We start from the raw sequence: 21,125 nt of genomic DNA on the forward strand, positions 1-21,125 counted from the left end.
GTGGCCGGGGGGGCTTCCCCCCCGGCACGCCCCAAAGACGTCTCCGGCGTCTTTTCCCCTCGCACGCCCGCGCATTGGCGCTTATGCAGGGGCCATGGATACCCCAGATACATTCGAGATTTTCCTTGTCTGCCCGCCCGGGCTTGAGGATTTGCTCTGCGCCGAAGCGCAGGAAAAAGGTTTTGCAGCAGCGCAGGCCCAGCCCGGTGGCGTGACCGTTCAGGGCGGCTGGCCCGAGGTCTGGCGCGCCAATCTGGAACTGCGCGGCGCCGCGCGTGTGCTGGCGCGGATCGGCGGTTTCATGGCCTTCCATCTGGCGCAGTTGGACAAACGCTGTCGTAAATTTCCCTTTACCGATGTGCTGCGCACCGATGTGCCGGTGAAGGTGCAGGTGACCAGCAAGGCGTCGAAGATCTACCATGCCGGGGCGGCAGCCCAACGGGTCGAGACGGCGCTGCGCGAGAGCCATGGCATCCCTGTCGATGCCGAGGCCGCGCTGGTGCTGAAGGTGCGCATCCACGACAATCAGGTGATCTTCAGCCTCGATACCTCCGGCGAAGCGCTGCACAAGCGCGGTCACAAGGAAGCCGTGGGCAAGGCGCCGATGCGCGAGAACATGGCGGCACTGATGCTGCGCTCATGCGGCTATGCGCCCGGCGAGCCGGTGGTCGACCCGATGTGCGGCTCGGGCACGTTCCTGATTGAGGCCGCCGAGATCGCGGCGGGGTTGAAGCCCGGGCGCTCGCGGCGCTTCGCCTTCGAGGATTTGGCGAGTTTCGATGCCGGGGTGTGGGAAGCGATGCGCACTGGGGGGGAGGTGGCCGAGCCTGCTGTGCGGTTCCACGGCTCTGACCGGGACGCGGGCGCGATCCGCATGAGCACGGCCAATGCCGACCGGGCCGGGGTGGGGGCGTGGTGCCACTTCGCCTGCCATGGGGCAGGGGAGGTGCAGCCGCCCGAAGGCCCGCCCGGGCTGGTGATCGTGAACCCGCCCTACGGAGGGCGGATCGGCAACAAGAAGCTGCTTTATCCGCTCTATGGAACGCTGGGCGAGACGCTGAAAGCGCGGTTCCGTGGCTGGCGTGTCGGGCTGGTGACCTCGGAGCCGCCGCTTGCGAAGGCCACCGGGCTGCCGTGGAAGGGGCAGGGGCCGGCGATTGCGCATGGCGGGATGAAAGTGTGGCTCTGGCAGACCGAGGCGTTGCGGTAGAGATCGAGGGCGAGCGCCTGCCCGTGGGGTGGCGATCCTGACGGTGATGCGTCCCACTTTATGGTGCAAAGTGAGCGCGCCCTCGCAAAGGCGCGCCTAGCCTCACCAAATCGCCTCCCCGACGGGACGGGCAGGCGATGGCCCGGCGCCTGCGGCTTGATTCCGGGCCGGGGCTAGTCGAATCCCGTGTTACAGATGCTCCGCCTGCGGCATCCCCAGCACGTGGAAGCCGCCATCCACACGGATGATCTCACCTGTTGTGCAGGCGCCGGCGTCAGACGCCAGATAGACCGCCGTGCCGCCCACAGCCTCGAGCGTCGCATTGGACCGCAGCGGCGCGTTCTGATCCGTGTGCTTGTAGGTCTTGCGCGCGCCGCCGATGGCAGCCCCCGCCAGCGTCTTCATCGGCCCCGGCGAGATCGCGTTCACGCGGATACCTTCCGGCCCCAGATCATTCGCCAGATAACGCGTCGCACTTTCAAGCGCCGCCTTGGCCACGCCCATCACGTTGTAATTCGGCGTCACCCGGTTCGAGCCCATGTAGGTCAGCGTCATCAGCGTGCCGCCGTTGTCCTTCATCAGCGGATGCGCGCGGCGCGCCACGTCGATGAAGGAATAGGCCGAGATATCCATGGAGTTTTTGAAGTTCGCCCGGCTGGTGTTCAAAAACCGTCCCGTCAATTCGGATTTGTCCGAGAAAGCAATGGCATGCACGACGAAGTCAATCGTCGGCCAGCGCGCGCCCAATTCGTCAAACGCGCGGTCGAGCGAGGCGTCGTCGGTCACATCGACATCGACCATGAAGTCCGAGCCGACGCTCTGCGCCAGCGGCTCAAGACGCTTGCCAAAGGCCTCGCCCTGATAGGTAAAGGCCAGTTCGGCCCCGGCCTCGGCCATCGCCTTGGCGATGCCCCAAGCGATGGAGCGTTCATTGGCCACACCCATGATGAGACCGCGTTTTCCTGCAAGCAATCCTGACATAGCGCGCCCTCAGTCCTTGTATTTCGACAGGATCATCGACCCGTTGGTGCCGCCGAACCCGAAGGAGTTCGTCATCACGGAATCGAGCCCCGCATTGTCCACTCGCTCCAACGCAATCTCGGAAGGATCGAGCGCGGGGTCGAGGTTTTGCACGTTGATCGACTTGGCGATGAAATCGTTGTCGAGCATCAGCAGCGAGAAGATCGCCTCAAGCGCGCCGGCAGCACCCTGCGCGTGGCCAGTCATCGACTTGGTGGAGCTGACGGGCGGGGTGTTGCCCTCACCGAAGACACGGCGCACCGCTTCGATCTCGCCCACGTCGCCCACCGGGGTCGAGGTGCCATGGGCGTTGATGTAGCCCACCTTGCGGCCCTCGGGCAGGGTTTCCAGCGCCAGACGCATGGCGCGCTCACCGCCCTCGCCGGAGGGTGCCACCATGTCATGGCCGTCGCTGGTGGCGGCATAGCCGGTCACCTCGGCGTAGATTTTTGCACCGCGCGCCAGCGCGTGGTCGAGATCTTCCAGCACCAGCATGCCGCCGCCGCCGGAGATCACGAAACCGTCGCGGTCCGCGTCGAAGGCGCGGCTCGCCGTCTCGGGCGCGTCGTTGTATTTAGACGACATCGCCCCCATCGCGTCGAAGAGGCAGCTAAGCGTCCACTCCAGCTCCTCGCCGCCGCCGGCGAACATCACGTCTTGCTTGCCCAGCATGATCTGCTCGGCCGCGTTGCCGATGCAATGCAGCGAGGTGGAGCAGGCGGAGGTGATGGAATAGTTGATGCCCTTGATCTTGAACGCGGTCGAGAGGTTCGCGCTGACGGTCGAGGACATACATTTCGGCACGGCAAAGGGCCCGATGCGCTTGGTGGCGCCCGTGTCTTTCACAATGTTATGCGCGGCGAACATGGCCGAAGTCGACGGCCCGCCGGAGCCTGCCACCAGACCGGTGCGCGGGTTGCTGATTTGAGCCTCGTCGAGGCCCGCATCCTTGATCGCCTGATCCATGGCGACATAGGCATAGCCCGCGCCCGGCCCCATGAAACGCAAGGTCCGCTTGTCGATGTGATCGGCCAGATTGATCTTCAGCGTCCCTGCCACGCGGCTGCGGAACCCGTGTTCGACCATCTCCGGGCTGGCTTCGATCCCGGAGGTGCCGTTTTTCAGTGCTTCGAGCACTTCTTCGGCGTTGTTTCCGATGGATGAGACAATCCCCAACCCTGTGACGACGACGCGGCGCATGCGCAGCACTCCTTTGTTTTGGCAGCCCCGGTGTATGCCAGCACGCCCATACGGCGCAAGCGGTTTGCCGATCCTCTGCGCGCGAAGGTCGCGGTCAAGGTTCTGTGATGGAACGGTGCAGTGGCAGGTGGTGTTGGCTTCACGAGACATAAAGGAGATTAGAATGCCCAAGATCAATACGGTAAATCCCGCCACTGAAGAGGTGCTCGACACCTATGACGTGATGTCCGAAACCGAAGCGACCCAAGCGGTCGAGGCCACGCATGAGGCGTTCAAGGAATGGCGCAAGCTGACCCATGCCGAACGCGCGCCCTATCTGAAAAAGATCGCCGAGAAGCTGCGCGAGAATAAGGAAAGCCTGTCGGAACTGATGACCCGCGAGGTCGGCAAGCTCTACAAAGACGGGCTGACCGAGGTCGAACTCTGCGCCCAGATCTTCGAATATACCGCCGAGAACGGCCCCGACATGCTGAAGGATGAAGAGCGTAAACACGCCGGCGGCAAGAAGCGCGGTGTGGTGACCTATCAGCCCATCGGTGTGATCTATCAAATTCAGCCGTGGAACTTCCCCCTCTACCAGCCCGTGCGCGTGCTGGCCGCGAACCTGATGACCGGCAACGGCTGCGTCCTGAAACACGCGGAAATCTGCACCGGCAGCGGGCTGCGTTTGAAAGAGCTTTGCGAAGAAGCGGGCCTGCCCAAAGACCTGTTCAACGTTATCATCATCGACCACGATACCTCCGACAAGCTGATCGGCCATGAGCTGGTGCGCGGCGTGACCATGACCGGCTCTGACAGCGCGGGCAGCCATATCGGGTCCGAGGCGGCGAAACATCTGAAGAAGTCCGTGCTCGAACTGGGCTCGAACGACGCCTATCTCGTGCTCGACGACGCCGATATCGAAACGGCGGTGAGATTCTCGACCATGGGGCGGCTTTATAACAACGGCCAGACCTGCGTGTCGGCCAAGCGTTTCATCGTGACCGAGAAGAATTACGACGCTTTCGTGAGCGCCTATGTCGATGCGATGAAGGCGATCCCGATGGGCGATCCGATGGACGAAGACACCAAGCTCGGGCCGCTGTCGAGCCAAGAACAGTTTGAAACCGTCCGCGATCAGGTGAAAGAGAGTGTTGAGAAGGGCGCCAAGGTGCTCTGCGGTGGCGAAGTGCCCGACCGCACGGGTGCCTATTATCCCGCGACCGTTCTGGCCGAGATCAAGCCGGGCATGCCAGCCTATGACGATGAAATCTTTGGCCCCGTCGCCTCGGTCATCCGGGCGAAGGATGACGAAGACGCGATGCGCATTGCCAATGACAGCCGCTATGGTCTGGGCGGCGGCATCTTCTGCACGGATGAAGAACACGCCCTGCGCCTTGCGCGGGATGAGTTCGACACCGGCATGGTGCGGATCAACAACTTTGGCGCCGCCGATCCGAATATGCCCTTCGGCGGGGTGAAAAATTCCGGCTACGGGCGCGAACACGGCGGCTTTGGCATGAAAGAGTTCGTCAACGCCAAGTCGATTTTCCTGCCGTCGTAACCGGCAAAAGGCGGGCGGCGCGAGGCGCCGCTCGCCCGTATCAAACTAAATTCCGAGAGGTTCCATATGACCATGAAAGTACTCGTCGCCGGTGCGACCGGCAAAACCGGGCGTCTGCTCGTCAGTGAATTGAAAGATCGCGGGGCCGAGCCCATCGCACTGGTGCGCGACGGCTCCGATACCTCTGTGCTGCCCGAGGGCACCGAAGAGCGGAAGGGCGATCTGACCAACCTGCAAGCGGGTGTGTGCGACGGTGTAGACGCCGTTGTTTTCGCCGCCGGGTCGGGCGGCAGCACGGGGCCGGAGATGACTGAGAAGGTCGACCGCGAAGGCGCGCAGCGTCTGGTCGATCTGGCCCGCGAGGCCGAGGTCGACCGCTTTGTGATGCTGAGTTCCGTGGGCGCCGACAACCCGCCGGAGGATCACGAGATGACCCATTACCTCAAGGCGAAACAGGCGGCGGATGAACATCTGCAAGGCTCTGGCCTGACCCATTCGATCCTGCGGCCCGTGGCGTTGACGGATGACCCAAAGACTAATGCGGTTAATCTGGGGGACGGCGTCGATCAGAAAGGCGAGGCGCACCGCGCCGATGTGGCCGCGGTACTGGCCGAAGCAGCCGTGACCGGGCGCCATGACGGTAAGGTGCAGGAAATGCAGACGCTTTGAGCGACAATGAAAAAGGGGGCCGCGCGGCCCCCTTTTTATATCCGTAAAGTCGCAGCGCTTTAGCTTTCGCTCAGCGCCACTTTCATGTCTTTCACCTGATAGATCACTTCGCCATCGGCTTCGACGATGCCGTCAGCCACGCCCATGGTCAGGCGGCGGGTTTGGATCGCCTTGGTGAAATCAATCTTGTAGGTCAGCATCTTGCGGTCCGGGCGCACCATGCCGGTCAGCTTCACCTCGCCCACGCCAAGCGCATAGCCGCGCCCCTGCCAGCCGCGCCAGCCGAGGTTGAAGCCCGTGAGCTGCCACAGACCGTCAAGGCCAAGACAGCCGGGCATGATCGGATTGCCGGGGAAGTGGCACTCAAAGAACCACAGGTCCGGGGTGATATCGAACTCGGCGGTGATATGGCCCTTGCCATGGGCGCCGCCATCGGCCGAGACATCGGTGATCCGGTCCATCATGAGCATCGGCGGGGCGGGAAGCTGTGCGTTGCCGGGGCCGAAAAGCTCACCGCGGGCGCATTTCAGCAGATCTTCCTTGTCGAAACTCGTGGGGTAGTCGGCCATCCTGCGGCTCTCCTGCTGCTCTGTTATAACATCCGGCCCCGTTTAGCACCCCGCTGCGGCGTGCCGCAAGGGCCGCGGCAAAGGCGCCGCGACGATTGGCGCAAGGTTTTCAATTGAAAACCGGGGATTTGATCCTTTATATGACCCTGAAAGGCAGGGAACTGATGTCCGTAGAGGTACAAGAGGTCGGAACGCGCTGGTTGGCTCAGGCCGGGCTGCGCCCCACGCGCCAACGTGTCACGCTGGCGAGCCTTCTGGTGGGCGATGGGCAAGACCGCCACGTCACCGCCGAAAGCCTGTTTGAGGCCGCGAAGGGGCAGGGCGAGGCAGTGTCGCTGGCGACGGTCTACAACACGCTGCGCGCCTTTTGTGATGCGGGGCTGTTGCAGGAGGTGACCGTGGATGGCTCGAAAAGCTATTTCGACACCAACACCCACGACCACCCGCATTTCTTTTGGGAAGACGACAGCAAGCTGACCGATGCGCCCTCGGAAGAGTTGGTGATCGCTCAGCTTCCCGACGCGCCCGAGGGGGCCGAGATTGCCTCGGTCGATGTGGTGATCCGGCTGCGCCGGAAGACCTGAACCGGCGGGGCAGGCCCCGCCGCCTGCCTGATCAGCCGCGTTTGCGCAACACTAGGAAGGTCATCATGCCCATGGGCGGCAGGGCGCGTTCGTCTTCGACCTCCAGCGCGTCTTGTTGCAACACGGTTTCCATCTCGAAATCCGAATGCCAGCCGAGCGTATTCGCAAAGGGTGCCGAGACTTTTTCCAGGAAGCCCAGCACGCCCGTGGTGCGCATGAAATGGTTGGCGATGACCACCTGACCGCCGGGTTTGAGCACGCGGGCGATTTCCTCCATCACGCGCTCAGGCTCGGGCACCACGGAGAGCACATGCATCGCAGCAACCGTGTCGAAACTGGCATCGGGGAAGTCGAGGTCGCGCGCGTCCATCTGGCGCAGGTCAGCTACATGTTGCAGCCCTTCGCGGGTGACGCGCTGGCGGGCCTTGGCGAGCATCTCGTCGCTGAAATCAATGCCTGTGACGGAGAGGTGTGGCGCGTAGTGGGGCAAGGACAGGCCGGTGCCGACACCCACTTCGAGGACAGAGCCGCTGCCCTTGTTGATATGGGCCACGACATGGCGGCGACCGCCGCTGGTCAGCGCGCCGAAGGTCTTGTCGTAGATCGGTGCCCAACGGGCATAGGAAGTCTCGACCGCCTTGATGTCCATTTCAATTCCTTTTGGTTAAACTCGTTTTCCGTGCTCTCAAAAGCCCCCAGATCACCATGCCGATATAGGCTAAGCAGAGCACGACGAGCGTGGTCCAAGCGTAGGTGGCCAAGGCGGCCGCGAAAATTGCCACGCCCACCAGCAGGTATTTCACATGGCGTCGGGAGACCTTGGTGGTTTTGAAAGACCATGTGGGGATGCGGCTGATCATCAGAAAACCGATCAGCACCATATGCAGGCAGATCATCCAATCCGGCAGAATGGGCCGGTTGTGAAAGGCAAAGGACAGGGTCATCGGCAAGAGCACCAAAAGCGCGCCTGCGGGCGAGGGGATGCCGGTGAAGAAGGAACCGGATTCGCCTACCGCATCGCCGTTCTTGGCCTTGGCCGCTTCGGCCTTGTCGTTGACGTTGAACCGCGCCAGCCGCACCACGCAGCAGACTGCGTAGACGAGCACGGAAATCCAAGCTGCGCTGCGCATGTCTTGCAGCGCCCAGAAATAGAGGATCAGCGGCGGGGCCACGCCGAAGTTCAGGAAATCGGCCAGGGAGTCCAGTTCCGCGCCCATCGGGCTTGAGGAGCGCAACAGCCGCGCCAGCCGCCCGTCCAAGCCATCCAGCACGCAGGCCAGAAGGATCAGTTGCACCGCCAGCACATAGTTGCCCTGCACCCCAAAGCGGATCGCCGAAAGCCCTGCGCAAATCGCGGTGATCGTCAGCGCATTGGGCAGAAGCTGGATCAGCGCAAGGTCCGCGCCGGTCTTTTCAGAAGGGGGGCGCATGGGGTCTTTCCTAAAGCGGGGCGGTCTCTATGACCGGCTGTTTCAACTCGGCCAGCACGGTTTCCCCGGCGACCATGGTCTGCCCGATGCGCACCATCGGGTCGACGCCTTCGGGCAGGTAAACATCTAGCCGCGAGCCGAAGCGGATCAAGCCGAAGCGTTCGCCGGTCTCAAGCCCGTCGCCGGATTTCACGAAACAGACGATGCGCCGCGCCACGAGGCCCGCGATCTGCACCACGGCGATGTCGCGCCCGTCGTCCATGCGGATGCACAGGCTGTTGCGCTCATTGTCGGCGCTGGCCTTGTCGAGCGAGGCGTTGAAAAACTTGCCCGGCCGGTAGGCGACGGCCTGAACCTTGCCCGCGACGGGGGCGCGGTTGATGTGGCAGTTAAAGACGCTCATGAAAACGCTGACGCGGGTCAGCGGCACATCCGGCATCCCCAGTTCGGCGGGCGGCACCGCAGGCTCGATGAGTGAGACGATGCCGTCGGCGGGGCTGACGATCAGGTCGGGCCGGTCGGGGGTCACGCGCTCGGGATCGCGGAAGAAGTAGTAGCACCAGATCGTCAGGCCCACCCCGATCCAGCCGAGGACTTCTTCGATGGCGAAGAGCACCAGCGTGACAGCGGCGAAGATCGCCACGAATTTGATGCCCTCGCGGTGCATCGGTTTGATGAATGTGTCGAGCAAGTTGACGGCCATCGGACCCTCCCGTTCAGGCTGTCTTCCGTCATAGGTGCATGGCGGGTGAGTGCAAGGAGGTTTTGGACGGGCGCGGGTTTTGGGCGGTTGCGGGCTGAACGGTGAGGGTGGCGGATACCGGCGGCGTCTTGTCCGGGCATCGAAAAGGTTAGCCGCCATGTGCTGAGGGTGTCGCCCTCCGGGGGGAGGGAGGGCGATGCCCGTGGTTCCCACGGGCGGGACAGTTCAGAGGGGCCGCGCTCAAAACCACTGCCCCGGCTCCATCAAACCCAAATCCATCAACTGCCGGGAATGCCACTCGAACGGCTCGGAGTTGTGCCACTGGAATGTGGCGATGTCATAGCGGCTGCCGGGATTGCGCTTCAGCGCCTTGGCGGTGCGGAATGAGCAGATCGCCGCCGTGACGTTGTGATGCCATTCGCAGGCGTAGGTGTTGTATTCCTCGTCGTTGAACGTGTGGTCGCCGCGCAGCTTCAGCCCCGGCTTGGCGCGAAACAACGGAATACGGTCGATCTTGCGGCTGTGCGGCGGCACATGTTCCTCGAACCGCCAGCGCAGCCCGCCAAAGAAATCAAGCTGCCGTTCCTTGGGATGCCCCTGTCGGGCCGCATCCTTGCGCGCCAGCGCGTAATAGCCCGACCGGTCCAAATGCGCCTGATCCAGTGAGACGGCATTGGGGTGTTGCTTGAGGTCCAGCGCATAGAGGTCCACCACATAGCCCAGCATGGCATCGCGCCGCTCTTCGCTGTGAAAGGCCAGCAATTCCTTGACGTTGCGTGTCTCGCTGAAAGGGTGGAACAGGTATTCGGCGTTGTAACAGTAATAAAGCCATTGCCCCGGCACCGCCGCGATCATGCGGTTCACGGCCCGCTCCAACGCGGCTTCGGCGGTGGTGTCATAGTCGACCCGCAGCACGCTTCCCTCTAGGTCGCGGGGCAGGTCGAAACCGGGCGGCATCAGCGCCACGACGCTGTCGAACCCCGCCTGCTGGTGGTGGCGCAGGGTGGTGTCGACCTCAACCTCATCCTCGACCAAGATCATGGCGATAGGGCCTGCGTTCAGCGCCGTGCGGGCCTCTTTGATAAGCTGGTCGAGATCGCGATACCGCATAGGCCCCCGCTGGAATTTGCCGCCGGTAAAGTCGGCCAATTCCGGGTGCATTGCAAGACGCGGCCACCGCTGTTAGACGACGCCATCTGCCCGAAATCCGTCAAAACCCTTGGATGCCCGCCATGACCCAACCGAAAAAGCTGTTCATCAAGACCTATGGTTGCCAGATGAACGTCTATGACAGCGAACGCATGGCCGAAAGCCTGGGCGGTCAGGGCTATGTCACCACCGACCGCGCCGATGACGCGGATATGATCCTGCTCAACACCTGCCACATTCGCGAGAAGGCGGCGGAGAAGGTCTATTCCGAACTGGGCCGTCTGAAACCGCTGAAAGACGCGCGGCCCGATCTGAAGATCGGCGTGGCGGGCTGCGTGGCCCAAGCCGAGGGCGAAGAGATCATGCGCCGCCAGCCTGCCGTCGATCTGGTGGTTGGCCCGCAAAGCTATCACCGTCTGCCCGAGATGGAGGCGAAGGTGCAGGGCGGGCAAAGCGCGCTCGACACTGATTTCCCGGCAGAAGACAAATTCGACCACCTCAAGGGCCGCCCCAAGGCGAAACGCGCCCCCGCTGCCTTTCTGACCGTGCAAGAGGGCTGCGACAAGTTCTGCGCCTTCTGCGTCGTGCCCTATACCCGCGGCGCCGAAGTCTCTCGCCCCGCCGAGAAGGTGTTGGAAGAGGCGCGCGATCTGGTCGAGCGCGGCGTGCGCGAGGTCACTCTGCTGGGCCAGAACGTCAACGCCTACCACGGCGGCATGACGCTCGCCGGGTTGATCCGGGCGCTGGCCAAGATCGACGGGCTGGAGCGTATCCGCTACACCACCAGCCACCCCAACGACATGGGCGACGATCTGATCGCGGCCCATGGCGAGGTGCCCGAACTGATGCCCTATCTGCATCTGCCGGTGCAATCGGGCAGCGACCATATCCTGAAACGGATGAACCGCAGCCACACCGCCGAAAGCTACCTCAAACTGCTGGAGCGCATCCGCGAAGCGCGGCCCGATATTGTGCTGTCGGGTGATTTTATCGTCGGCTTCCCGGAAGAGACCGAAGCGGATTTCGAGGCCACGATGGAACTCGTTCGGCAGGTGCGCTACGGCTATGCCTATTCGTTCAAATACTCCACCCGCCCCGGCACCCCCGCCGCCGAACGCCCGCTGGTCGATCCAGCCGTGGCCGATGACCGTTTGCAGCGTCTGCAAGGGCTGATCACCCAGCACCAGCAGGAAATCCAGCAGTCGATGGTGGGGCGCGAAGTCTCGGTTCTGGTTGAGAAGAAGGGCCGTCTACCCGGTCAGATGCTGGGCAAGTCGGAGTATCTGCATGCGGTGCATATCGAGGATAGCACAGCGCAGATCGGTGACATCCAGCGCGTGCGGGTAACCGAGGCCAAAACGAACTCTCTGGCCGCCGTTCTGGTCTGATCCGCAGCCCTAAAGGGCCTGCAACGGGTGCGCGTCGCCGCGCACCCTTGGCTTGTCAGTAGTTGTGTTTGCGGTGCGACGCGGCATCCGCAAAGATCCGTTTCATCGTCGCTTTCAGCCCCTCAGGGTTGCCGACGAGTGTGTGATCCCGGCAGACCCGTTCGGCCACGGCATGGGCGGTGGCAAAGTCATAGCCCACGGCCACGAGGCTATCCACGAAGACCGAGTTTGGCCGGTCCCAGATCACGTCGTTCCACGGGCCGCGGTAGCAGCTGACGTGGATCACATTGCCCGTGGGGTGGGCCACACCTTGGTTGTGATAGGCGTATTTCACGCCCCCCGCGAAAGCGGGCAGGGCAAGCAGGCCGGTGACGGCGGTGGCGAGTAGCGTTTTCATCATAAGTTGGTCCCCCAGTTTTCATTGCAGCAATCAAGATCGGCAAAGCCGCGCGAAGTCCCACCCTCGCGATCCGATGGAAAGAGGTTTAGGTCTAAAGGTGCGATTTTCAAGAAAATTCAATGGCAGGGGCTGCTGTTTGCGAACAATCCCAAGGGCTTGCGCGGGATTGTCGCCAAGCCGTCCTCAATGGCCTGTTTTCGGCGGATCGGGGCAGGGTGAAATGGCCGCGCTCCGAAGCCGTTTTGCCGCTACCCCGCGGTGGATTCGTTGTAAGCCGCCAAGGTTCGGCCACAAAATGTTGATTTCACAGCTTCACAGCGAGACCGTTTTTACCTAACCTGACCCTATACTCAAAAGGCGCGGGTCCGGGGAGGGGTCGCATTTGCCAAAGATAAGAACCAGAAATTAGAATAGGACAAACGCTGTGGGACCCACTATTTCCAAAGCACTGCGCGCCATGGCCAGCCTGACGATGGCAGCGGCGCTGACCGTGGCCAGCACCTCGGTCGATGCGCAGACACCCTCGCAACAGGGCCGCGACAAGGGCGTTTACACGCCGACCATCTGGGTGGACCCGGATGGCTGTGAACATTGGGTTATGGATGACGGGGCCGAGGGCTATATGACCCCCCATGTCACCCGGCAGGGCATTCCGGTGTGCCGCCGCGGCGATGTCTGCGGCGTGATGGAGGCGGATCAGTTCTTTGCCACCGACAAATACAGCATCTCGCCGCAAGGCCGGGCGCGGCTGGCGAACTTCTTCCAATCGACCGGGGCGGTATCCTACATCATCACCGGCCATACCGACAGCCGCGCATCGGACGCCTATAACATGCGCCTGTCCTACAATCGGGCCAATGCCGTGGCGCGCATCGCCAATCAAGTGGGTGCCAAGATCGCCGATGTGCGGGGCTATGGCGAACGGATGCCCGCCGTGCCGAACAATTCCGCTGCGAACATGGCCAAGAACCGCCGTGTCGAAATCATCTGCATTCGCTGAAGGGACCGTAAAAGTGATTAAGACAAAACTTCTCATGGTCACAGCCTGTGCCGTCGGCCTTTCGGCCTGTACCGATTACGAAGGCGGTCTGGGCCGGGGCTACCCTTCGGACAAGACCTTTGACCGGGGCATCGACAAAAAGCACCTGAGCAACCTTCAGGCGGGCATCTGGGTCGATCCGAACGGTTGCGACCATTGGATCATCGACGACGGGGTCGAGGGCTATCTTTCGGCACGGCTCGATAAATTCGGGAAGCCGGTCTGCTCGGGCGTGGCACCGCCGACACATACCGCGGGCCACTTCAAGGGTGGCTCCAACATCAAAGACCCGAACTGACCTTGGCGGGCCATATCACAGACCCCGGGCCGGAGCGCGTTGCGCTTCGGCCCTTTTTGTCGCGACGGGTTGGTAAATCGATCCGGTCTGACTATTTCAACATTTAGTGCTTCACAAAGGATACGCGCATTGCCTTCAACTGATCTGATGACACCGGAAACCGCGGCCGAACGGGTGGTGGAATTTCCCGACAACCGCCTTTTGATCGACCTCTGCGGCGCCTATGACGCGCATCTGGCGGCCATCGAAAAATCGCTTGAGGTGCAGATCATAAGGCGTGGCAACCACTTGCAAATTCTGGGCGAAGGCGAGGCCGTGGAGAAGGCCGAGAGCCTGCTCAATGCGCTTTATGTCCGGCTGGAAGGTGGCCGCGCGGTTGAGCCTGCGGATGTGGACGGTCTGCTGCGCATGGGCAACTCCGGCGCGGGCACCGGCGTGCGTCAGGGCGACCAGTTGGAGATGCCGATCTCGGACGCGATCGAGATCCAGACCCGCAAAAAACGGGTGGAGCCGCGCACCGATGCGCAGAAAGCCTATGTGCAATCGCTTTTCGATAACGAACTGGCCTTTGGCATCGGCCCTGCGGGCACCGGCAAGACCTATCTGGCTGTCGCGGTGGGCGTGTCGATGTTCATCGGCGGCCATGTGGACCGGATCATCCTCAGCCGCCCTGCGGTCGAAGCGGGCGAGAAGCTGGGCTACCTGCCGGGCGACATGAAGGACAAGGTCGACCCCTATATGCAGCCGCTCTACGACGCGCTGAACGACTTTTTGCCGAGCAAGCAGTTGGCCAAACTGCTAGAGGAAAAGCGCATTGAGATCGCGCCGCTGGCCTTCATGCGGGGCCGCACGCTGTCGAACGCTTTCGTGGTGCTGGACGAGGCGCAAAACGCCACCTCGATGCAGATGAAGATGTTCCTGACCCGGCTGGGGCAGAATTCGCGCATGGTGATCACCGGCGACCGCACCCAGATCGACCTGCCGCGCGGGGTGCAGTCTGGGCTTCAGGATGCAGAGCGCTTGCTCAAGCAAATCCCCAGCATCAGCTTTAACTACTTCACCTCCAAAGACGTGGTACGCCATCCGCTGGTCGCCGCGATTATCGAAGCTTATGAAGCCGATAGCGGTGCCGCTTGACGTGATGCTGGAAGATTTCGACATCGTGATCGAAGACGACCGCTGGGCGGCGGTCGACCTTGAGGCGCGCGCTCATGCCACGGCGCGGGCTACCCTGGGCCATCTCGGCCTTGATGCCGAAGCCGCTGAGATGACCCTGCTGGCCTGCGACGACAGCCGCATCGCGGCGCTAAACGAAGACTTTCGCGGCAAAGCGCGGGCGACCAATGTGCTAAGCTGGCCTGCCGAGGAACGCGGGGCGGCCACCCCGGGCGGTGATCCGCTGCCTGTCGCCCCCGGCATTGACGGGATGCTCGAACTGGGCGACATCGCCTTGGCTTTCGAGACCTGCGCCGCCGAAGCCGCGGCGGCGGAGAAGCCATTAGATGCCCATGTGACCCATTTAATCGTGCACGGGCTGTTGCATCTTCTGGGCTATGACCATGAAAATGACCCCGACGCGACGTTGATGGAGGGGTTGGAGCGCGAAATACTTGGCAAAATGGGTTATGATGACCCATATAAGGAAAATGGGCCTTGAGGGGCTTTGTAACACAGACGGGACCCAATGGGCGATACAGACGGATCATCTGACGCGGCGCAGAGCGCGCTGACAGATGAAGACAGACATGAGCAGCCGGATGATGGCGCGATGCGCACCGGTAATTTCTTTTCTCGGGTGTTCGAGGCGCTAAGCCCATCGGACAGTGAGGACGACACGCCAGAGACCTCGGCAGAGGCCGAGCGGCCCACGGGCCATGGCATGATGAACCTGCGCCGGATGCGGGTCGATGACGTGGCGATCCCAAAGGCGGATATCACCGCCGTGCCGGTCAGCGCCACGCTGGATGAGCTGGTCTCGGTCTTCAAGGAAAGCGGGATGACCCGCCTGCCGGTCTATGATGGCACGCTCGACACGCCCGTGGGCATGGTCCACCTCAAAGACCTTGCGCTAAACCACGGTTTCAATGGCAAAAACATCAAGTTTGATCTGCGCACCCTGCTGCGGCCCTTGGTCTATGTGCCGCCGTCGATGACCATCGGCGTGCTGCTCACCAAGATGCAGGCCGAGCGGCGGCATATGGCGCTGGTGATCGACGAATATGGCGGTGTCGACGGGCTGGTGACCATCGAAGATCTGATCGAACAGGTCATAGGTGAGATCGAAGACGAACATGACGTCGACGAGGGCACCTATTGGACGGTCGAAAAGCCCGGCACCTATCTGGCCCTCGCCAAGACCCCGCTGGGGGATTTCGAGGCTGAGATTGGCCATTCCCTGACCGATCATGAGACCGTCGACGAAGAAGAGATCGATACGCTTGGCGGCTTGGTCTTCATGCTGTCGGGCCGCGTGCCTGCGCGGGGCGAGGTGGTCTTGCACCCCGATGGGCCGGAGTTCGAGGTGATCGACGCCGATCCGCGCCGTATCAAACGGTTGCGGGTCCGCACCCAAGGGGCCGGGGGATGAGGCAACGGCTGGCGATGCGGGGCCGGTTGCTGCTGGCCCCCCTCGCCGGGGCCATCGCAGCCTTCGGGCAAGCGCCTTATGAACTGCCTGTTTTGCTCTTCGCCGGGCTGGTGGCGGCGTTTTGGCTGTTTCGCGCACAATCCGGCGGGCCAGTGCGGGCGGCGCTTTTGGGCTGGGGCTTTGGGTTTGGGTATTTCCTGCACGCCCTGCAATGGATCGTTTCGCCCTTCATGGTCGATGTGGCGCGGCATGGGTGGATGGCGCCTTTTGCGCTGATCCTTCTGGCCGCTGGCATGGCGCTGTTCTGGGGGCTGGCCTTCGGCCTCGCCCGCTGGATCGCGCCGAAGCGTGGGCTGGCGCTGGCGCTGACTTGGGCGGCGGTGGAACTGCTGCGCGCCTATATTTTCACCGGCTTCCCATGGGCCATGCCCGCTCAAGGACTGGTTGGCGTGATGGCGGGGCAGGGCCTCGCCTGGGTCGGCCCCTATGCGCTGAACCTCTGGCTCTTCGCCATTGCCGCGATCTTGCTGCTGCGCGGCCCTTTGAGCCTGCGGTTGGGGCAGGGGGCGCTGGCCTTGTCGACGGTGCTGCTGTTGCTGCTGCCCCCGCAAGCGCCGCCCGCGGTGCTGACCGAGAACGTGGTCCGTTTGGTGCAGCCCAATGCCGCGCAACGCGATAAGTGGAACCCCGATACCTTTGAATTCTATTTCTCCCGCCAACTCGACTACACCGCCGCCGCACCGCAGGACGAAGGCACGGCCCCCGATCTGGTGATCTGGCCCGAGACCGCGATCCCTTGGTCGTTGGACATGGCGGGGAGCGCCTTGGATGAGATCGGCGCGGCCTCGGACGTGCCGGTTGTGCTGGGCGTGCAGCGCCGGTCGAACATGCGCTATTACAACTCGCTTGTTGTGTTGGACGAAGGCGGCGCGGTCGATCAGCTTTATGACAAACATCACCTCGTGCCCTTTGGCGAATATATGCCTTTGGGGGATCTGATGGCGCGTTTCGGCATCCACGGCCTCGCCGCGCAGGAGGGGAACGGCTTTTCCAGCGGGCCGGGCGCGCAGGTTTTGGATCTGGGGCCGCTCGGTGCCGCATTGCCGTTGATTTGCTACGAGGCCGTCTTTGCCCATGACGTGAACGCCGCCCCGGCGCGGCCCGCCTTTCTGATGCAGGTCACCAATGACGCATGGTTCGGCAAGGCCGCAGGCCCACGTCAGCATCTGGCCCAAGCGCGGATGCGCGCGATCGAGCAGGGGTTGCCCATGGCCCGGGCGGCCAATACTGGCATCTCGGCGATGATCGACCCGCAGGGGAGGGTGATCGCTTCGCTGCCGCTCAATTCCGCAGGCTTCATCGACGCGCCGCTGCCGGCGCCACTGGCGCCCACGCTCTATAGCCGCAGCGGTGATTTGCCTTTGATCCTGCTTCTGACCCTCTGCCTTGGCGGGCTCGCCGTGGCCCGCCGTCGCAGCCCGGGGAATGCCGATTGACCATCCACCAGCGGTTGTCTAAGCCGTTGGGAGAGCACCACAACGGCTTCCTGACGTGGTGCGTAATTTTTATTGGAGCACTACATGTCCCGTCAGAACTATACTTTCACTTCGGAATCCGTTTCCGAGGGGCACCCGGATAAGGTCTGCGACCGGATTTCCGATGCCATCCTCGACGCTTTCATCAGCGAGGAACCCGAAGCGCGGGTCGCCGCCGAAACCTTTGCCACCACCAACCGCGTCGTGATCGGGGGCGAGGTCGGGCTGGCCAACAAGACCAAACTGGACGAGTACCTGGCGGGTGTCGAGGATATCGCCCGCGCCTGCATCAAAGACATCGGTTACGAGCAGGATGAGTTCCACCACGCGACATGTGAGATCACCAATCTGCTGCACCCGCAGTCGGCGCATATCGCCCAAGGCGTCGATGCCGCCGATGGCAAGGAAGAGGGCGCAGGCGATCAGGGCATCATGTTCGGTTTCGCCACCGACGAGACGCCCGAGTTGATGCCCGCCCCGATCCATTACGCCCATGCGATCCTGCGCCGTCTGGCCGAGGTGCGCAAAGACGGGACCGAGCCGACCCTGCGGCCCGATGCGAAAAGCCAACTTTCGGTGCGTTACGAGAACGGCAAACCGGTGGGCGTAAGCTCCATCGTGCTGTCGACCCAGCATGAGAGCGAAAGCCAGACCAGCGCCGATATCCGCGATATCGTGGAGCCCTATATCCGTGAGGTGCTGCCCGAGGGTTGGATCGACGCCGACACCGTTTGGCATGTGAACCCCACCGGCGTCTTCGTGATCGGCGGGCCGGATGGCGACGCGGGCCTCACGGGCCGCAAGATCATCGTCGACACCTATGGTGGTGCCGCACCGCATGGCGGCGGCGCGTTTTCGGGCAAAGACCCGACCAAAGTCGACCGTTCGGCGGCCTATGTGGCGCGCTATCTGGCCAAAAACGTCGTGGCGGCGGGGCTGGCGAACAAATGCACCATCCAACTCAGCTATGCGATTGGCGTGAGCGAGCCGCTGTCGATCTATTGCGATACCCATGGCACCGGTGACGTCCATGACGCGGCGATCGAAAAGGCGATCCGCCAGATCATCGACCTGACCCCGCGCGGCATTCGTGAGCATTTGCAGTTGAACAAGCCGATCTATCAGCGCACGGCGGCCTATGGCCACTTTGGCCGCGCGCCCGACGCGGATGGCGGTTTCAGCTGGGAGCGCCGCGATCTGGTCGATCAGTTGAAGGCGGCTGTGTAAGTATTCAGGGGTGGGCGACAGCGCCCCCCCTTTCGCGGCGGGGGTTAGCCCCGTTTCGCTTCGACCAAGGAAACGGCGGCGGCCACTGCATCTTCAATCGCCATTTCCGTCGTGTCGATCTGCTTAGCGTCCTCAGCAGGTTTCAGCGGCGCTTGGTCCCGGCTCATGTCGCGCAGGTCGCGCTGGCGCACGTCTTCCAACACATCTTCATAGCTGGTCTCGATCCCCTTGCCCGATAGCTCAGCGAAACGGCGCTGCGCGCGCACTTCGGGACTGGCGGTGATGAAGAGTTTGACCGGCGCGTCGGGGCAGATCACCGTGCCGATGTCCCGCCCGTCGAGCACCGCACCGCCCGCGCGGGTGGCAAAGCTGCGCTGGAACCGCACAAGGGCGGCACGCACCGCGGGGATCACCGCCACTTTGCTGGCCTCTTGGGCAACCTCGGGGCTGCGCAGAGTAGGGTCTTCCAGATCGACGGGGGCGAGGGTCTGGGCCGCTTCTTCCGGGTCCATCCCGGTGAGGGTCTTGGCCGCGACCGCGCGGTACAAAAGCCCGGTGTCGAGATGCGCAAAGCCGAAATGCGCCGCCACGGCCTTGGCCACGGTGCCCTTGCCCGCCGCGGCGGGGCCGTCGATGGCAACGGTGATGCCGTTGGTTTTGTTATCCGTCATTGCAAATTCCTTTTGTTCCGGGCCCGCAGGCCAAGCAGCAGGGCCGCCGTGAAACAGCCCGCCAGTATCACCCATTTCGCCTTTGTGAACAGGCTCGCCGTTGCGACGGCCTGTGCGGTGATCCGGTCCGGGCCCAATTCGACCAACCGCGCGATCAGCATGTTTTCGGTGTAATCCGCCCCCAGATACAGCGCCACGGCCAGAGTCAGCCCCAGCCGCAGCCCGCCCGACGACCAGTGCCGGAACCACAGCAGGAGGGACAGTGCCAAGAGGGCGGGAAAGGCGGTGTCGGCCAGCCGGAACTGGCCCAGATACAGCGCCGTCTGCTCGGGACTGAGTGCTGACAGATAGGCGCGCGCCTCGGGCAGATCATAGCCCAGAAGCCGCCCGTCCAAAACGCCCATGTCTGCCGCGCGCAGATGTGTCTCGGCAAAGCCCGCGAGGGCTGCAAAGGCCAGTGCAGCGCAAAGGCTGAGCCAGGTCAGCCGGTCGCCTGTCACGCAGGCAACCGTTCGACCTGCGCGCCCAAGGAGGCCATCAGCGGCTCGAAAATCGGGAAGGAGGTGGCGATGGGTCCTCCGTCATCGACTTGCACCGGCTGTTGTGCGACCATGCCAAGGATCAGGAACGACATGGCGATACGGTGGTCGAGATGGCTTTGGCAGGTCGCACCGCCGCGGATATTTCCGTGGCCCAGCCCTTTGACGGTCCACCAATCCGGCCCGTCTTCGACCGCGACCCTATTGGCGCGCAGCCCGCTGGCCATGGCCTCGATCCGGTCGCTTTCCTTGACGCGGAGTTCCTTGACGCCGCGCATCACGGTCTCGCCCGTCGCACAGGCTGCCACGACCGAGAGCACGGGGTATTCGTCGATCATGCTCGCCGCGCGTTCGGCGGGGACTTCGATGCCCTTGAGGTTGGGCGAGAATTTCGCGCGTAGATCGGCCACAGGCTCGCCGCCTTCGGTGCGTTCGTTTTCATAGGTCAGGTCCGCGCCCATCTCGCGCAGGGTGGTGAACAGCCCCGCCCGCGTGGGGTTCAACCCGATGCCGGGCACCAGCACGTCCGATCCGGGGACGATCAGCGCCGCGCAGACAGGAAAGGCGGCGGAGGAGGGGTCGCGCGGCACGTCGATATGCTGCGGCTTCAACTCGGGCTGGCCGGTCAGGGTGATGACGCGGCCCTCATCGGTATCCTCAACTGTGATCTCGGCACCGAAGCCCGCCAGCATCCGTTCGGTATGGTCGCGGGTGGCCTCGGCCTCGATCACCACGGTTTTGCCGGGGGCATTCAGCCCGGCCAGCAGCACTGCGGATTTGACCTGCGCCGAAGGCACGGGCACGGTGTAGCGCACTGGCACAGGCTCGGCCGCGCCGACCAGCGTCATCGGCAGGCGGCCCCCGGCGCGGCCCACGGATTGCGTGCCGAACAGCGCCAGCGGGTCGGTCACCCGCGCCATCGGGCGGCTGTTGAGGCTGGCATCGCCCGTGAAGGTGACCGAGATCGGAGAGGTCGCCATCGCCCCCATCAACAGCCGCACGCCGGTGCCGGAATTGCCGCAATCGATCACATTGTCAGGCTCGGCGAAACCACCGACGCCGACGCCGTGCACGGAATAGGAGCCGCCGCCGTGGTCGATCACCTCGGCCCCGAAAGCGCGCATGGCTTTGGCGGTGTCGAGCACGTCTTGCCCCTCCAAAAGCCCGGTGATCGTGGTCTCGCCCACGGCCATGGCGCCAAGGATCAGGCTACGGTGCGAGATCGACTTGTCGCCGGGCACTTCGGCGGTGCCGCTAAGCGGCCCGCAGGCGCGCGATGACATGGGAATGGGGCTGCCGTGACTGGACATGAGGTACCTCTGATCTGCTCAAGGTTCCTATTATCGCAGGCGGGCGGCAGCGTC

General features: G+C 63.2%; 23 protein-coding genes and 1 riboswitch. Of the genes, 12 read left to right on the forward strand and 11 right to left on the reverse strand.

Translation table 11 applies throughout. The features are described from left to right. Positions 1 to 94 precede the first annotated feature (94 nt). Entirely contained in the window at positions 95 to 1,210 is a 1,116-nt protein-coding gene (locus ACGYLA_RS10400) for a class I SAM-dependent RNA methyltransferase (RefSeq protein WP_394432235.1), read from the forward strand. Between the two features lie 189 nt (positions 1,211 to 1,399). Here ACGYLA_RS10400 and ACGYLA_RS10405 read toward each other — a convergent pair whose 3' ends face one another. Both ACGYLA_RS10405 and fabB read right to left on the reverse strand, forming a co-directional pair. After that, positions 1,400 to 2,191 (reverse strand): enoyl-ACP reductase, encoded by a 792-nt coding sequence (locus ACGYLA_RS10405; RefSeq protein ID WP_394432237.1) that lies wholly within the window; start codon positions 2,189 to 2,191, stop codon positions 1,400 to 1,402. A 9-nt stretch (positions 2,192 to 2,200) separates the two neighbouring features. After that, complete coding sequence (fabB, locus tag ACGYLA_RS10410; protein ID WP_394432239.1) at positions 2,201 to 3,430, reverse strand: beta-ketoacyl-ACP synthase I; 1,230 nt, start codon at positions 3,428 to 3,430, stop codon at positions 2,201 to 2,203. Between the two features lie 163 nt (positions 3,431 to 3,593). Here fabB and ACGYLA_RS10415 point away from each other — a divergent pair, with 163 nt between their 5' ends. Together ACGYLA_RS10415 and ACGYLA_RS10420 are read left to right on the forward strand one after the other, a co-directional pair. Continuing rightward, on the forward strand, positions 3,594 to 4,973 hold the full coding sequence (locus tag ACGYLA_RS10415) for an NAD-dependent succinate-semialdehyde dehydrogenase (RefSeq protein WP_394432241.1): 1,380 nt from the start codon (positions 3,594 to 3,596) through the stop codon (positions 4,971 to 4,973). Between the two features lie 66 nt (positions 4,974 to 5,039). Further along, positions 5,040 to 5,642 (forward strand): SDR family oxidoreductase, encoded by a 603-nt coding sequence (locus tag ACGYLA_RS10420; RefSeq protein ID WP_394432243.1) that lies wholly within the window; start codon positions 5,040 to 5,042, stop codon positions 5,640 to 5,642. 59 nt (positions 5,643 to 5,701) lie between these two features. Here ACGYLA_RS10420 and fabA read toward each other — a convergent pair whose 3' ends face one another. After that, positions 5,702 to 6,211: a bifunctional 3-hydroxydecanoyl-ACP dehydratase/trans-2-decenoyl-ACP isomerase gene (fabA, locus tag ACGYLA_RS10425; protein ID WP_067261401.1), complete on the reverse strand. Its 510-nt coding sequence runs from the start codon at positions 6,209 to 6,211 to the stop codon at positions 5,702 to 5,704. 164 nt (positions 6,212 to 6,375) lie between these two features. On the opposite strand from fabA, the gene irrA reads away from it, so the two are divergent. After that, positions 6,376 to 6,795, forward strand: coding sequence for an iron response transcriptional regulator IrrA (gene irrA, locus ACGYLA_RS10430; protein WP_394432245.1), 420 nt, complete (start codon positions 6,376 to 6,378; stop codon positions 6,793 to 6,795). A 31-nt stretch (positions 6,796 to 6,826) separates the two neighbouring features. Here the strand turns inward: irrA and ACGYLA_RS10435 are convergent, their stop codons facing one another. The 4 genes from ACGYLA_RS10435 to ACGYLA_RS10450 form a co-directional block, all read right to left on the reverse strand. Continuing rightward, positions 6,827 to 7,444, reverse strand: a complete 618-nt coding sequence (locus ACGYLA_RS10435; RefSeq protein WP_394410569.1) for a class I SAM-dependent methyltransferase — start codon at positions 7,442 to 7,444, stop codon at positions 6,827 to 6,829. A 1-nt stretch (position 7,445) separates the two neighbouring features. After that, positions 7,446 to 8,225, reverse strand: coding sequence for a CDP-diacylglycerol--serine O-phosphatidyltransferase (gene pssA, locus ACGYLA_RS10440; protein ID WP_067261404.1), 780 nt, complete (start codon positions 8,223 to 8,225; stop codon positions 7,446 to 7,448). A 10-nt stretch (positions 8,226 to 8,235) separates the two neighbouring features. After that, positions 8,236 to 8,928, reverse strand: a complete 693-nt coding sequence (locus ACGYLA_RS10445; protein ID WP_209217358.1) for a phosphatidylserine decarboxylase — start codon at positions 8,926 to 8,928, stop codon at positions 8,236 to 8,238. 240 nt (positions 8,929 to 9,168) lie between these two features. After that, a complete protein-coding gene (locus ACGYLA_RS10450) occupies positions 9,169 to 10,038 on the reverse strand; it encodes a hypothetical protein (RefSeq protein ID WP_394432247.1) in 870 nt (289 codons plus the stop codon). Positions 10,039 to 10,160: 122 nt separating this feature from the next. On the opposite strand from ACGYLA_RS10450, the gene miaB reads away from it, so the two are divergent. Continuing rightward, complete coding sequence (miaB, locus tag ACGYLA_RS10455) at positions 10,161 to 11,465, forward strand: tRNA (N6-isopentenyl adenosine(37)-C2)-methylthiotransferase MiaB (RefSeq protein ID WP_394403097.1); 1,305 nt, start codon at positions 10,161 to 10,163, stop codon at positions 11,463 to 11,465. A 55-nt stretch (positions 11,466 to 11,520) separates the two neighbouring features. Here miaB and ACGYLA_RS10460 read toward each other — a convergent pair whose 3' ends face one another. Further along, positions 11,521 to 11,865 (reverse strand): hypothetical protein, encoded by a 345-nt coding sequence (locus ACGYLA_RS10460; protein ID WP_209217356.1) that lies wholly within the window; start codon positions 11,863 to 11,865, stop codon positions 11,521 to 11,523. 457 nt (positions 11,866 to 12,322) lie between these two features. Between ACGYLA_RS10460 and ACGYLA_RS10465 the strand changes: the two genes are divergently transcribed. From ACGYLA_RS10465 to metK, 7 genes are all read left to right on the forward strand, one after another. Beyond that, on the forward strand, positions 12,323 to 12,865 hold the full coding sequence (locus ACGYLA_RS10465) for an OmpA family protein (protein ID WP_394376182.1): 543 nt from the start codon (positions 12,323 to 12,325) through the stop codon (positions 12,863 to 12,865). 13 nt (positions 12,866 to 12,878) lie between these two features. Further along, positions 12,879 to 13,202 (forward strand): hypothetical protein, encoded by a 324-nt coding sequence (locus tag ACGYLA_RS10470; RefSeq protein WP_197470808.1) that lies wholly within the window; start codon positions 12,879 to 12,881, stop codon positions 13,200 to 13,202. Positions 13,203 to 13,349: 147 nt separating this feature from the next. Beyond that, positions 13,350 to 14,339 carry a PhoH family protein gene (locus ACGYLA_RS10475; RefSeq protein WP_394432331.1) on the forward strand — a complete coding sequence of 330 codons (990 nt, stop codon included), beginning with the start codon at positions 13,350 to 13,352 and terminating at the stop codon, positions 14,337 to 14,339. Next, complete coding sequence (ybeY, locus tag ACGYLA_RS10480) at positions 14,314 to 14,859, forward strand: rRNA maturation RNase YbeY (protein ID WP_394432249.1); 546 nt, start codon at positions 14,314 to 14,316, stop codon at positions 14,857 to 14,859. Before ACGYLA_RS10475 ends, ybeY begins: the two co-directional genes overlap by 26 nt. 27 nt (positions 14,860 to 14,886) lie before the next feature. Further along, positions 14,887 to 15,789, forward strand: a complete 903-nt coding sequence (locus ACGYLA_RS10485; protein ID WP_394432251.1) for a hemolysin family protein — start codon at positions 14,887 to 14,889, stop codon at positions 15,787 to 15,789. Continuing rightward, a complete protein-coding gene (lnt, locus tag ACGYLA_RS10490) occupies positions 15,786 to 17,285 on the forward strand; it encodes an apolipoprotein N-acyltransferase (RefSeq protein ID WP_394432253.1) in 1,500 nt (499 codons plus the stop codon). The genes ACGYLA_RS10485 and lnt overlap by 4 nt, the downstream gene beginning before the upstream one ends. A 31-nt stretch (positions 17,286 to 17,316) precedes the next feature. Next, positions 17,317 to 17,365, forward strand: a riboswitch (SAM-SAH riboswitch). Between the two features lie 4 nt (positions 17,366 to 17,369). After that, positions 17,370 to 18,551 carry a methionine adenosyltransferase gene (gene metK, locus ACGYLA_RS10495; protein ID WP_394432255.1) on the forward strand — a complete coding sequence of 394 codons (1,182 nt, stop codon included), beginning with the start codon at positions 17,370 to 17,372 and terminating at the stop codon, positions 18,549 to 18,551. Between the two features lie 44 nt (positions 18,552 to 18,595). On the opposite strand, the gene ACGYLA_RS10500 is transcribed toward metK, so the two are convergent. Genes ACGYLA_RS10500 through aroA form a run of 3 tightly spaced genes read right to left on the reverse strand, consistent with a single transcriptional unit; the run spans position 18,596 to position 21,071 of the window. Further along, complete coding sequence (locus ACGYLA_RS10500) at positions 18,596 to 19,222, reverse strand: (d)CMP kinase (protein WP_394432257.1); 627 nt, start codon at positions 19,220 to 19,222, stop codon at positions 18,596 to 18,598. Then, positions 19,219 to 19,722, reverse strand: a complete 504-nt coding sequence (locus tag ACGYLA_RS10505; protein WP_394432259.1) for a hypothetical protein — start codon at positions 19,720 to 19,722, stop codon at positions 19,219 to 19,221. The genes ACGYLA_RS10500 and ACGYLA_RS10505 overlap by 4 nt, the downstream gene beginning before the upstream one ends. Beyond that, a complete protein-coding gene (gene aroA / locus ACGYLA_RS10510; protein WP_394432261.1) occupies positions 19,719 to 21,071 on the reverse strand; it encodes a 3-phosphoshikimate 1-carboxyvinyltransferase in 1,353 nt (450 codons plus the stop codon). The genes ACGYLA_RS10505 and aroA overlap by 4 nt, the downstream gene beginning before the upstream one ends. Between the last annotated feature and the right edge of the window lie 54 nt (positions 21,072 to 21,125).

The sequence above is a fragment of the Sulfitobacter sp. 1A13679 genome, assembly GCF_043557115.1.
In the GTDB taxonomy this organism is placed as follows: domain Bacteria; phylum Pseudomonadota; class Alphaproteobacteria; order Rhodobacterales; family Rhodobacteraceae; genus Sulfitobacter; species Sulfitobacter faviae.